At 62.9% G+C, this 12,323-nt stretch carries 13 protein-coding genes; 5 read left to right on the top strand and 8 right to left on the bottom strand.

The annotated features are described in order from the left end of the window. Positions 1-27 precede the first annotated feature (27 nt). The gene (locus AC0L2Z_RS04025; protein ID WP_473626797.1) at positions 28-711 is read left to right on the top strand and encodes an HAD-IA family hydrolase; all 684 of its coding nucleotides are present in this window, start codon (positions 28-30) and stop codon (positions 709-711) included. After that, a complete protein-coding gene (locus AC0L2Z_RS04030) occupies positions 708-2,294 on the top strand; it encodes an FGGY-family carbohydrate kinase (RefSeq protein ID WP_473626799.1) in 1,587 nt (528 codons plus the stop codon). The genes AC0L2Z_RS04025 and AC0L2Z_RS04030 overlap by 4 nt, the downstream gene beginning before the upstream one ends. Positions 2,295-2,319: 25 nt before the next feature. Here the strand turns inward: AC0L2Z_RS04030 and AC0L2Z_RS04035 are convergent, their stop codons facing one another. From AC0L2Z_RS04035 to AC0L2Z_RS04045, 3 genes are all read right to left on the bottom strand, one after another. Further along, a complete protein-coding gene (locus AC0L2Z_RS04035) occupies positions 2,320-2,898 on the bottom strand; it encodes a histidine phosphatase family protein (RefSeq protein ID WP_473626801.1) in 579 nt (192 codons plus the stop codon). 224 nt (positions 2,899-3,122) lie between these two features. Further along, positions 3,123-3,878 (bottom strand): DUF1194 domain-containing protein, encoded by a 756-nt coding sequence (locus AC0L2Z_RS04040; RefSeq protein WP_473626803.1) that lies wholly within the window; start codon positions 3,876-3,878, stop codon positions 3,123-3,125. 165 nt (positions 3,879-4,043) lie between these two features. After that, positions 4,044-4,226: a hypothetical protein gene (locus tag AC0L2Z_RS04045; protein ID WP_473626805.1), complete on the bottom strand. Its 183-nt coding sequence runs from the start codon at positions 4,224-4,226 to the stop codon at positions 4,044-4,046. A gap of 65 nt (positions 4,227-4,291) precedes the next feature. Between AC0L2Z_RS04045 and AC0L2Z_RS04050 the strand changes: the two genes are divergently transcribed. Then, positions 4,292-5,695 (top strand): MATE family efflux transporter, encoded by a 1,404-nt coding sequence (locus AC0L2Z_RS04050; RefSeq protein ID WP_473626806.1) that lies wholly within the window; start codon positions 4,292-4,294, stop codon positions 5,693-5,695. Between the two features lie 42 nt (positions 5,696-5,737). Here the strand turns inward: AC0L2Z_RS04050 and AC0L2Z_RS04055 are convergent, their stop codons facing one another. The 5 genes from AC0L2Z_RS04055 to speB form a co-directional block, all read right to left on the bottom strand. After that, positions 5,738-6,103: a hypothetical protein gene (locus tag AC0L2Z_RS04055; protein ID WP_287246970.1), complete on the bottom strand. Its 366-nt coding sequence runs from the start codon at positions 6,101-6,103 to the stop codon at positions 5,738-5,740. Between the two features lie 111 nt (positions 6,104-6,214). Then, the gene (locus tag AC0L2Z_RS04060) at positions 6,215-6,862 is read right to left on the bottom strand and encodes an amino acid ABC transporter permease (protein WP_287345601.1); all 648 of its coding nucleotides are present in this window, start codon (positions 6,860-6,862) and stop codon (positions 6,215-6,217) included. Next, entirely contained in the window at positions 6,859-7,527 is a 669-nt protein-coding gene (locus AC0L2Z_RS04065) for an amino acid ABC transporter permease (RefSeq protein ID WP_023801531.1), read from the bottom strand. The genes AC0L2Z_RS04060 and AC0L2Z_RS04065 overlap by 4 nt, the downstream gene beginning before the upstream one ends. A gap of 21 nt (positions 7,528-7,548) precedes the next feature. Beyond that, positions 7,549-8,346, bottom strand: a complete 798-nt coding sequence (locus tag AC0L2Z_RS04070; RefSeq protein ID WP_473626808.1) for a transporter substrate-binding domain-containing protein — start codon at positions 8,344-8,346, stop codon at positions 7,549-7,551. Between the two features lie 77 nt (positions 8,347-8,423). Further along, on the bottom strand, positions 8,424-9,485 hold the full coding sequence (gene speB / locus AC0L2Z_RS04075; RefSeq protein ID WP_473626810.1) for an agmatinase: 1,062 nt from the start codon (positions 9,483-9,485) through the stop codon (positions 8,424-8,426). A gap of 223 nt (positions 9,486-9,708) precedes the next feature. Between speB and gcvA the strand changes: the two genes are divergently transcribed. Together gcvA and pncB are read left to right on the top strand one after the other, a co-directional pair. After that, complete coding sequence (gcvA, locus tag AC0L2Z_RS04080) at positions 9,709-10,683, top strand: transcriptional regulator GcvA (protein WP_473626811.1); 975 nt, start codon at positions 9,709-9,711, stop codon at positions 10,681-10,683. Between the two features lie 191 nt (positions 10,684-10,874). Beyond that, positions 10,875-12,179 (top strand): nicotinate phosphoribosyltransferase, encoded by a 1,305-nt coding sequence (gene pncB / locus AC0L2Z_RS04085; RefSeq protein WP_473626812.1) that lies wholly within the window; start codon positions 10,875-10,877, stop codon positions 12,177-12,179. Positions 12,180-12,323: the final 144 nt, after the last annotated feature.

A 12,323-nucleotide genomic window follows, 5' to 3' on the forward strand; every position in this document is an offset into this window, starting at 1 on the left:
CATGTCCCCGCCGATGAGGGCCCTGCAATGACGCTTGACCTGGTCATTTTCGATTGCGACGGCGTGCTGGTCGACAGCGAGGGGCTGTCCGTTTCGGCGCTGCTTAGCATGATCACGCTTGCCGGCGGCAGTGTCAGCGAGGATGCCGCCTATGAGCATTTCCTCGGCAAGAGCATGAAAAGCGTTCGCGAAATCCTCGGTCGCGACTTCGGACTTGATATCACCGACCTGCTTCTGAGCGAGATGCGCGTCGGGCTGATGCGCAAATTTCGCGACGAGCTGAAGCCGATCCCCGGCATCGGCCGGGTTCTTCCGAAGCTTACCGTGCCATGCTGTGTTGCTTCCTCCGGCACGCTGGATCGCATCCGCTATGCGCTCGACGTCACCGGGCTGCTCGGGCTGCTCGAGCCGCATCTGTTCAGCGCCGCCATGGTGGCGCGGGGCAAGCCGGCGCCGGACCTTTTTCTCCACGCCGCCGCCAAAATGGGAGCGATCCCGCAAAATTGCGTCGTCGTCGAGGACAGCCCCGTCGGCGTCGCGGCGGCACGGGCGGCGGGAATGCGCGTCCTCGCCTTCACCGGCGGCTCGCATGCCGGCAACCCGGCACTGAAAGCGCGGCTTGCGTCGAGTGAACCGGACTTTATATTCGCTGACATGCTGCAACTGCCCGATCTGATTGCAGGCCTGGGAGCGAGAGTAAGAACATCTTGACGAACAGTTTCGTTTGCGCGGTCGATGTCGGCACCGGGAGCGCCCGTGCGGGCATTCTCGACACCGGAGGCACCTTGCTCGGCCGCGCCGAGCATCCGATCGTCATGAACCGGCCGAAGGCCGATCACGCCGAGCACGATTCGCAGGATATCTGGTCGGCGGTCTGCATTGCGGTGCGCGCGGCCAATGAAAAAGCCGGCGTGGCAGCGCAGGACATCGTCGGCATCTCCTTCGACGCCACCTGCTCGCTGGTGGTGCGGGGCAAGGATGGTGGCCAACTCAGCGTCTCGGTATCAGGCGAAAGGCGCTGGGACACCATCGTCTGGCTCGATCACCGCGCCATTGCCGAGGCCGATGAATGCACCGAAAGCGGCCACGCCGTGCTCGACTATATCGGCGGCGTCATGTCGCCGGAAATGGAGACGCCGAAGCTGATGTGGCTGAAGCGCAACCTGCCCGCAACATGGAACGAAGCCGGCTATCTATTCGACCTCGCCGACTTTCTCAGTTGGAAGGCAACCGGTTCGCTTGCCCGCTCGCAATGCACGCTGACCGCCAAATGGACCTATCTGGCGCATGAAGAGACCGGCTGGCGGCGCGACTTCTTCAAAGCCGTCGGGCTCGGCGATCTTTTCGAGCATGGCAATCTGCCTGACAAGGCCAGCCCGGTGGGCGCCGATATCGGAGGGCTGAGCGCGCAAGCCGCAGCCGAGCTTGGCCTGACCGAACAATGCCGGGTCGGCGCCGGCGTCATCGACGCCTATGCCGGCGCGCTCGGTGTGCTCGGCGGCTTCGCCGGCGACGAAACCAACATCGGCCGGCATCTGGCGCTGATCGCCGGCACTTCGAGCTGCGTCATGGCGATGTCGCCCGACCCGCAGCCCTTTGCCGGGGTCTGGGGCCCGTATTATGGCGCGGCGCTTCCCCGGCTTTGGCTGTCGGAAGGCGGCCAGTCGGCCACCGGCGCGCTGCTCGATCACATCATCCGCTGGCACGGCGCAGGCGGCGAGCCGGACGCCGCCATGCACGCCAGGATTGCCCGGCGCGTTGTCGAGTTGCGCGCCATAGAGGGCGAAAATCTGGCCGGAAGGCTGCATGTGCTGCCGGATTTCCATGGCAACCGCTCGCCGCTCGCCGACCCGCATGCCGTCGGCGTCATCAGCGGCCTGACGCTGGATTCCTCCTTCGACAGCCTGTGCAAGCTGTATTGGCGCACCGCCGTCAGCATTGCGCTGGGCGTGCGGCATGTGCTGGAAGCGCTGAACGAGAACGGCTATCTGATCGACACGCTGCATGTCACCGGCGGTCACACCAAAAACCCGCTGTTGATGGAGCTTTATGCCGACGCCACCGGCTGCACGGTGGTCGAGCCGCTGGCCGATGAGGCGGTGCTGCTCGGTACCGGCATGATCGCCGCCACTGCCGCCGGGCTTTTTCCCGATTTGAACGCCGCCTGCGTCGCCATGCAGCAAGGCGGCAAGACGCGAGAACCCAACTCGGCGGCCGCCGGCCGGTTCGACCGCGACTACCGGGTGTTTTTGGAGATGCACCGGCAGCGGCAGGCGCTGGATGCGATCAGGTAGTCTCGAATGGCCTGCAATGCGTCTGCTATCTCTGATTCCATCGCCGGATAATTGGCTCGCCAAGGTCGTGCTCATAACCGAGCACGCTTGTGCTGGCGGTATCCAGCACGAACAAGGTGCCATCTTGCGGCGGCAGCCCGAGCCAGCGCGCCGTCAGCACCCGCAGGAAATGCGAGCTTGAGAACACCAGGACATTGCCGTTGACGTCGCGCAATTCATTGACGATCCGATCCGCCCTCGCGCCGACATCCTCTGCCGCCTCGCCGTCAGGGCAGCCATCGCGAAACAGACGCCAGCCGGGGCGTTCGATGAGGATCTGCTTCGTGGTCAGTCCCTCGTAGGCGCCGTAATCCCATTCCGCCAGATCGGCCTTCTTCACGCCGGCCGAACCGAAGCCGGCCAATGTACAAGTCTTGAAGGCGCGCTGAGACGGGCTCGACCAGACAGCCTGGAACGAAAGCCCCTGCAACCGCTCGGCGACCCGCCCGGCGGCCGCCTCGCCGGCTGGCGTCAACGGTATGTCGGTCAGGCCGGTGTGCTTTCCCGACGCGCTCCATTCCGTCTCGCCATGCCGAACCAGATGGATTTCGGGAAACGCGCTCATCCGCATGCCCTTTCGAGACACTGGGTATACAGCCTGCCCGGCTAGAAACCGCCTGAAGAGCAGACCTCATCGACTTCTACACTTCTACAGTCGCTGCTTCCGACGGTATTGCAAGCGGCGCGACCGGATCTCACGAGGGTCGGCGACGATCATCGCAACTTTTCGAAATGCGCCGGCGGAGGCGGATGATCCAGAGATATCCAGAGAAGAGACAGAGGGATCTGCTACCGGGTCGTGCGATCATTGCTTGGAGTAGCGCTGCTGATCTCCAGAACGAGCTTTCTGCGAATGGCGACCCAATAGTCGGCGGGTGAAGCGGGAGCGATGACGAATGATCCTGCCCCGCCGATGACATTCTCCCTGAAGTAGCCGGGAAGGTCGGTGGTGATGCCAGGCTCGGTTCGCTCCACTGCGATTGCGTTGATGATGTAACCCTTGGCAACCGCTCGCCGGCGGCTTTCCGTCACCGGCAACCCGTCATTGTTGGTTCCATTCGAGGAGACATCGATAATGTTCTTTCTTGCAGTTCCCGGAAACCCGTCGAGCAATTGGCCGCTTACGTCGATCGCGAAGGAAAGAGACGTTCTTCCGCGAGAGCTGCGCCCTTGACCCGTGTCGCCCGCCCTGTCGATGGTTGAGGCCGCAGCTGCAGCTTGCCCACTGTCGCATATTGTCGTCCACGGCAGCACCGTCTGGAGGCGTCCAACGCTCGACCATTGGATGTAAGTGATGGCAATACATCCGACCAGGCCGCCGGCGATGGCGTACGCCACCTCTTTCGAACGGAGTGCGTCGACATGCCCCTGTCGCTGCAGGGTCGCATGTTCGATGTTTATTGAGGCGGACTTGTCGACCGCAAAGACGATCGCCGCATCGACATCGTTTGCCCAGGCCTTCGCGCCAGGGAAGGGTACAATGGCGGCAAGCAAGCAAACGCCGGAAACGAGGCTGCGGAGGCTCCGCAGCGTTGCATGAGACATAGGGCGTTTCCTCGTTCCCCGCTTAAGGCGCGTCGCGTTTGAACCGATTCATGCGACGCGCTTGAAGTCTTTGTTTTTGTGCATGCTGTTGTTCCAAAACCGCCGCACACCTTTGGGTCAAGCCCAAGGGCACGCTTTTGGGCGATATGCACTAGCCGCGAAATTCTAGATGAACCCGACATTCTCGCTTCTCCAGGCAAGCACCGTCATCGTCCATTTGAATGACAGGGCACAGCGCCGTACGCCTTGCTGGCTCAACGCTTCCCTTGAGCCAGCCCCCTTGCCATAGCTGCCCATTTCGTCGACAAGCCGTGCGGATAATGCGGAATCCGGGCCGATCACGGCCATTTTCCGCGCTGAGACGCGGCTTCCGGCCCTTTTTGCCGACGCGCCGCAATCGGATAGGCGAAATAATGTCTGCGATCGAAGCCGGCGCGCGCGCGCCGGAAAATCTTTGGCGTCGGGAAATCAAGGCGACGCTGGCGCTCGCCTGGCCGATGGTGCTCACCAATCTCGGCCAGACCGCGATGACCGCCACCGATGTCATGATGATGGGGCGGCTGGGTCCGGACACGCTGGCCAGCGGCGCGCTCGGCGCCAACCTCTATTTCATGCCGCTGATCTTCGGGCTCGGCCTGATGTTGGCGACCTCGCCGATGATCGCAACGGAACTCGGCCGCCGTCGCCACTCGGTGCGCGATCTGCGCCGCACCGTGCGGCAGGGCCTGTGGCTGGCAATCCTCATCTCAATCCCGATCTGGATATTTCTCTGGTACGGCGAGGCCGTGTTGCTGGCCATGGGCCAGGAACCGGCGCTGGCGTATCAGGCCGGCATCTACCTGCGCTCGCTCGAATGGGCGGTGCTGCCGTTCTATGGCTATATCGTCCTGCGCTCGTTCATCTCGGCGCTGGAGCGGCCGGGTTGGGCGCTGGTCATCGTCTTCGGTGCCGTCGCCTGCAATGTGTTCTTCAACTGGGTGTTCATGTTCGGCAATCTCGGCGCTCCTTCGATGGGCATTGCCGGCTCCGGCCTCGCCACCACGCTGTCCAGCATGCTGATGTTCGCCGGCATGGCGGCGGTGGTGACGCTTGAGCCGAAGTTTCGCCGCTACCAACTGTTCGGGCGGTTTTGGCGGGCCGACTGGCCGCGCTTCAAGGGCCTGCTCCGGCTCGGCCTGCCGATCGCCGGCCTGCTTGCCTTCGAGGTGACGATCTTCAACGCGGCGGCCCTCCTCATGGGGCTGATAGACGCCGCCTCGCTCGCGGCGCATGCCATCGCCATCCAGATCGCTTCGATCAGCTTCATGGTGCCGCTTGGCCTCAACCAGGCGGCGACGGTGCGCGTCGGGCTCGCCCATGGCGCCGGCAATCCGGAAGGTGTTTCCCGCGCCGGCTGGACCGCTTTTGTCATGGGCGTCTCGTTCATGGCGCTGATGGGTCTGGTGATGATCCTGTGGCCGCAATTGCTGATCAGCGCCTTCATCGATCTCGCCGACCCGGCCAATGCCACTGTGATCGGGCTTGCCGTGTCGTTCCTGGCCTTTGCCGCGCTGTTCCAGATTTTCGATGGCGCCCAGGCCGTGGCCGCCGGCATGCTGCGCGGCCTGCACGACACCCAGGTGCCGATGATCTATGCCGCGATCGGCTATTGGGGCATCGGCCTGCCGCTCGGCGTGCTGCTTGCCTTCCATTCCGGGCTCGACGGCGTCGGCATCTGGATCGGCCTGTCGTTGGGGCTGGCGGTGGTGGCGGCGCTGCTCCTGGCGCGCTGGCTGGGGCGCGTTCGGATCGCCCCGCCGCTCTCCTTTGGGCATTGATGAAAGCGGCTTCGTCACGAAGCAGGACGGGGATCGTGACGTCTATGGATATTTCGTCTGATTTGCACGCGCGGCCTGTGGGCTTAGGTCACTGTGCAACTCTTTTGGCAGTGGAAGGCTTGAGCACCGCAAGTGCACCGCGCGGGCGAACAATTTTCGTTGCTTCTGCTGGTGCTCCTTGATGGCTGCTGCGAGCCCTAATCCGTACGGGCCAAGAAAGACGCCGGTTCCCCAGCCCGGCTGCTTTTTTTCGCGAGCGTCGTAGTCCGAAGCCTCCATGCGGGCTTGCTGGCATTCCGGCGACGCCCATTTCCGGTCTTGCTTCGAAAGCGACGCTCCATAGTCGACCGGAGAGGTCGCGCATCCGGCTACTGTCGCGGCCAACGCGACGAACATTGCAATTCTCATCCCCAAGCCCTTGATAAGCATTGTGAGAGTACACAGAACTCTTCTTCCAACAAGGGGATAGCTCCGAAGAAGCGAAGAAGGCGTTCGAACGCCAAGCGCAGAGGCGGCTTGCTAGTTTGAAGTCGCCCGTCGTTCAAGCGAGCGCGCATATTGCGTCAGCGGGAAGCACATGACGAAGAAGATCAAGGCGACCAGCCCATAGACGGTGAACGGCTCGAAGGTCGCATTGTTGATCGCGTTGGATGTCCTGACCAGTTCCTCGAAACCGATGATCGAGGTCAGCGCGGTCGACTTGATCAGCTGCACCAGGAAACCGACGGTCGGGGCACGGGTGATCGAAAACGCTTGCGGCAGGATGATCAGCCTCAGTTCCTGCAGATAGTGAAGGCCGAGACTGGCGCCGGCATCCCACTGGCCGCGCGGCAGCGCATCGACGCCGCTGCGCCAGATCTCGGCGAGATAGGCGCTGGCGAAGAAGGTCAGGCCAAGCGCTGCAGCGGTCCACGGCTCGATGCGCAAGCCTAGCATCGGCAGGCCGAAGAACATCAGGAAGAGCTGCATGAGCAGCGGCGTTCCCTGGAAAAGCGCGATGTAGCCCGACGCAAGCCGTCGCGCCCATTTATTCTTGGCGATCCGGAAGAACAGCACGAGCATGCCGACCACGCCGCCGCCGACGAAGGCCGCCAGTGACAGAAGCACCGTCCAGCGCGCGGCGAGCAGAAGGTTGCGGACAATATCCCAGAAGGTAAATTCGATCATGACACGCCGGCTCCCAGAGCGCGGCGGCCGCCGCTGACCAGCAGCCGGCGCAGCCCCATCGACAGGACGAGATAGACCATCGTCACCACGAAATAGGTCTCGAAAGCACGGAAGGTGCGCGCCTGCAGCATGTCGGCCTCGTAGGTCAGTTCGCGCACCGCGATCTGCGACACCACGGCGGACTCCAGCATCATGATGATGATCTGGCTGGTCAGCGCCGGAAAGATCACCTTGAGCGCTTGCGGCAGCACGATCTTGACGAAGACCTGACGCAGCCTGAGCCCAAGCGCAAGGGCGGCTTCCGTCTGCCCGCGCGGCACCGCATCGAGCCCGGCGCCGACGATCTCGATCGTGTAGGCCGCCATGTTGAGCGTCATTGCCAGCATGGCGGCCAGCAGCGGATCGAGCCTCACGCCGATGCTGGGCAACCCGAAGAAGATGAAGAACAGCTGCACAAGGAACGGCGTGTTCCTGATAATTTCGACATAGACGCCGATTGCCCGCTTGAGCAGCAAGGGGCCGTTTCGCCGCCCTGCTGCGCCGAGGATGCTGAGGAACGTTCCCGCCAGCGTGGTCACGGCGATCAAAAGGATCGTCATGGCCGCCCCGCGCGCGATCGCACCTGTCGCATCGGCAAGCCAGCCGAAGTCGAGGCTGTAGCCCATGATAGGTCCTTACCTCGGAGATCAATCCTTGAGGTTGTCGGGATTGAGCGGTGTTTTGAGCCAGGCTTTCGAGCTTTCGTCCAGCTTGCCGTCGGCCAGCATCTTGGCGACCGCGTCGTTGACCGCCTGCTTCAGGCGGTCCTCGTTCTTGTTGAGGCCGATATGCGAGGGCGAGGTGAGAAGCTGGAACTTCTGCTCCGGCTTCAGTGCCTCCTGGCGGGCGAGCACCTGGGCGCCGACATCGTTGCCGACGACCATCAGTTGGGTCTGACCCGAGATGAAGGCCTGGATGACGGAGTTGTAGTTGTCGAAACGGCGGATGTCGGCCGAGGCGGGTGCTGCCTCGGTCAGTGACGTATCTTCCAGCGTGCCGCGGTTGACGGCGATCGACTTGTCGGCGAGGTCGTCCTTGCCTTCGACCTTGAGCTCGGCCGGGCCGATCACGGCGATATAGTAGGGTGCGTAGGCGGCGGCGAAATCAATCACCTGCTCACGCTCCTTGGAGTAGCCGACGCTCATCAGGATATCGACGCGCTTGTCGGTAAGATACGGGATGCGGTTCTGCCCGGTCACGCTGACCAAATTGAGCTTGACCTTGAGCTGGTCGGCGATGAATTGCGCCACGTCGATGTCATAGCCCTTGATGCTCATATCAGCACTGGCCGAGGAGAAGGGCGGAAAGTCGGAGAAAATGCCGACATTGATCGCGCCGGCCTTGGTGATGTCGTCGAGCGCGTCGGCATTGGCGGCCTGGGTGGCAAGACCGAGGCCGGCGAGCATCAGCACGGCGGCGATGGATGATTTCATGTGAAGTGCCATTGTCGTTCCCCTGCTGGAAGCTTGTTTTGTTTGAATGCGGCCGCCGGCTCCAGCGCGGCGGTCGCCTTGGATGTGCGTTAAGCTCGCTTGCCTGAGATCGCCGGGCTGAACACCATCAGGCTGAGGATTTCGAACAGCACCTGCGCGCCGGCATGGGCCGTGTTGGTGGTTGCGTCGTATTGCGGCGCCACCTCGACGACGTCGCCGCCGACGATGTTGAGCCCTTTGAGGCCGCGCAGAAGTTCAAGCACTTCCCGCGTCGTCAGCCCGCCGACTTCCGGCGTGCCGGTGCCCGGCGCAAAGGCCGGGTCGATGCTGTCGATGTCGAAGGACACATAGGTCGGGCCATCGCCAACGATCTGGTGCGCCTTCGCGATGATGGCGGGCATGCCGAGGCCGGTCACCTCTTCGGCATGCACGACGGTCATGCCGGATTCGTAGGTGAACTCCCACAGATACTCGGCCGAGCCGCGGATACCGATCTGGATTGTGCGCGACGGATCCAGCACCCCGTCCAGCACCGCGTTGCGGAACGGCCCGCCATGGTGGAACTTGGTCATGTCGAACAGGCCGCTGGTGTCGCAATGGGCGTCGATATGGATCATGCCGACCGGCGCTTTTTTGCCGACAGCCTTCAGGATCGGATGGCTGATCGAATGATCGCCGCCGACCGAAAGCGGAATGACTCCGGCGTCGACGATCTGGTTCGTCCGGCGCTCGATGTCGTCATGGCTGGTTTCCAGCCGGTAGCGGCTCTGGAACGGCACGTCGCCGATGTCAGCCACCTTCAGTTCGTGTGTCGGCGCGCATTCCAGCACATGGTTGTAGGGGCCGATGCGCTCGATGGCGCGCAGTGCCCTTGGCCCGAAGCGGGCGCCCGGCCGGTTGGTCACGCCAAGGTCCATCGGCACGCCGATCATCGCCACCTGCAGATCGCCGAAATCAGGATTGTCGGCGGCTATTTCCCGGTAAGGCGCGCTGAGGAAGGTCGGGATGCCGGAATAGGGCGCCAGCCGCGTGCCGCTCTTGGAAAAAATCTTGTCGGCGACGCGCCGGAATTTTGGGTCGAACATCTCGCCGCCATGGCTTTCGCCATATTTGCGGCGCAACGCTTCGAGCTTGCCGCTGTTATAACCCATGTCGGTCCTCCATGGCTGGTGCAGTGCGGCCATCAATGACGGTCGCCATTCCTGCCGGCTGCCTGCGGATTTCACGTCTTGATGCTGTACGAGCCAAAGTGTCTTGCAGCTGCATTGAAAAATCAATTGATATTGTTAGGGTGTTTGCTGTGAGAAAATCTCACATTAATGTCGAGCACGGTCTGATCCAAAACCGGGGGGATCGTGTTCCTTTGAGGCTCCGATGGCCAAGCGTCTGCCTCCCCTGAATCCATTGCGGGCCTTCGAGGCGACGGCGCGCCATGCCTCGCTGACCAAGGCGGCGGCTGAGCTCAACGTCACCCACGGCGCCGTCAGCCATCAGATCAAGGCGCTCGAACAGTCGCTGGGCGTCAAGCTGTTCCAGCGCGCCGGTCAGCGGGTGAAGCTGACGCCGCACGGCGCCGAATTGCTGCCGGCGGTGTCAACTGCCTTCGACGGCATCGCCGCCGCCACGCAGCGCATGACAAGGCCGGCGAGCACCGGCGCCCTGTCGGTGTCCTGCGTGCCGGCACTGCTGCTGCTGTGGATGATCCCGCGGCTCGGCAGCTTCACCTCGCAGTATCCCGATATTAGGCTGACGCTGATCCCGTCGAATGATGCCAAGGACGTCCGCGCGCCACAGATCGATATCTGCGTGCACTATGGCGATGGCAGCTGGATCGATTGCTGGATGCGCAAATGGTCGGGCCTCGAACTGTTCCCGGTGGTCAGCCCGACGCTGATCAACAACCGTCCGATCCGCACCGTGCGCGATCTCGCCGATCACGTCTTCCTGCACGGGGACGACGGCCGCGAATGGCACACCTGGCTGGCCGCCGCCGACGCGCTGGATCTGGAGCGCGGCCGCCGCCATCATCTCGGCGACGCGCGCATGGCGAGCGAGGCGGCGGTCCACGGCCATGGCGTGGCGTTGGGCGATACGGTGACAGCAAGCGGACTGCTTGCCAGGGGACTGCTGGTCGCGCCGTTCAGCCTGTCGGTGCCGGCGGTCGACGATTTCTATGTCGTCTGCCGCAACGAAATGAGGTCGGCGCCGATCGTGCAGCTGTTCATCGACTGGCTGTTTGCCGAAAAGGAGCAGGCCGACGGCCGCGCCGATGCGCCGGTGGCGGGCCGCATCGGCATCCGCAGGAAGCGTCCGGCGCTGAGGGTGATCGGCGCCAAGACCGCGCCCTGAAGTGGCTGCAGCCGACGCAGCGCGCTTCCCGCAGCCTTTTCTTTTTGTCGGGCCAGCCGGCAAAGCGGGAGGCGCATTCAAACATTCAATGCTAAGAGGCATTTGGAGCAATTCCCGGAATAGTGCGCAGCGGCTTCCCGGGAAAAGCGCTAAACAAAAGCTAGGGCGAGCAGCGAAGGCGGCATCGAGACATGACCAAGACCGATATAGCGCGGCGCGTCTACAACCACACCTGGAAGCTCGACCCGATTATCCGCAGCCTGCTCGACACCGATTTCTACAAGCTGCTGATGCTGCAGATGATCTGGGGCATGTATCCCAAGATCGACACCACGTTCTCGCTGATCAACCGGACCACCTCGGTTCGCCTTGCCGAGGAGATCGACGAGGCAGAATTGCGCGATCAGCTCGACCATGCCCGCACCTTGCGCTTCTCCAAGAAAGAGATGATCTGGCTTGGCGGCAACACCTTCTATGGCCGCAAGCAGATTTTTGAACCGGAATTCCTCGCCTGGCTCGAGAATTTCCAGTTGCCGGAATACGAGCTTTCCAAGCGCGATGGCCAGTACGAGCTCACTTTCAGCGGTCCGTGGATGTACACAACACTCTGGGAGATCCCGGCGCTGGCAATTATCAATGAACTTCGCTCTCGCGCCGCCATGCGGGCGTTCGGGCCCTTCGCGCTCGACGTGCTCTATGCTCGCGCCAAGGCCAAGATGTGGGCCAAAACCGAGCGGCTGAAAGCGCTGCCGGATATCCGCATTTCGGATTTCGGCACCCGCCGCCGCCATTCCTTCCTGTGGCAGCGCTGGTGCGTCGAAGCGCTGAAGGAAGGCATCGGCGAGGCTTTCACCGGCACCTCCAACGTGCTTTTGGCCATGGACAACGACCTCGAGGCGCTCGGCACCAACGCGCATGAACTGCCGATGGTGTTCGCCGCGCTCGCCAATTCGGAAAAGGAAATGAAGCAGTCGCCCTACAAGGTGCTGCAGGACTGGCAGCGCTACTATGGCGGCAATCTGCTGATCGTGCTGCCGGACACCTTCGGCACCGCGGCGTTCCTGCGTGACGCGCCGGACTGGATCGCCGACTGGACCGGTTTTCGCCCCGACAGCGCGCCGCCGATCGAAGGCGGCGAAAAGATCCTTTCCTGGTGGCGCGGAAAGGGCAAGGACCCCAGACAGAAGCTGCTGATTTTCTCCGACGGGCTCGAGGTCGAGACCATCGAGGAAACCTACCGCCATTTCCACGGCAAGGTGCGCATGTCCTTCGGCTGGGGCACCAACCTGACCAATGATTTCGAGGGCTGCGCGCCGACCAAAACCAACCGGCTCGACGCCATCTCGCTTGTCTGCAAGGTCACCGAGGCCAATGGCCACCCGGCGGTCAAGCTCTCCGACAATCCCGCCAAGGCCACCGGCGACGAAAAAGAGATCGAGCGCTATTTGCGCATATTTGGCGAGAAAGACCGCGTGGAGCAGCTGGTCAAGGTGTAAGGGGCTGCGGATGGTTTCGCCTCGCCAAAAGGGAAATCTCGGATAGCGTGAGTTCCCGCCCACCCCCCTCTGTAGAGGCCCCGCAAAAACCCCCCCCCGGGGGGGGAGGGACGGGTGGGGAGAGACGCCCCAGAAGGACACCGT

The organism is Mesorhizobium sp. WSM4850 (assembly GCF_055811735.1).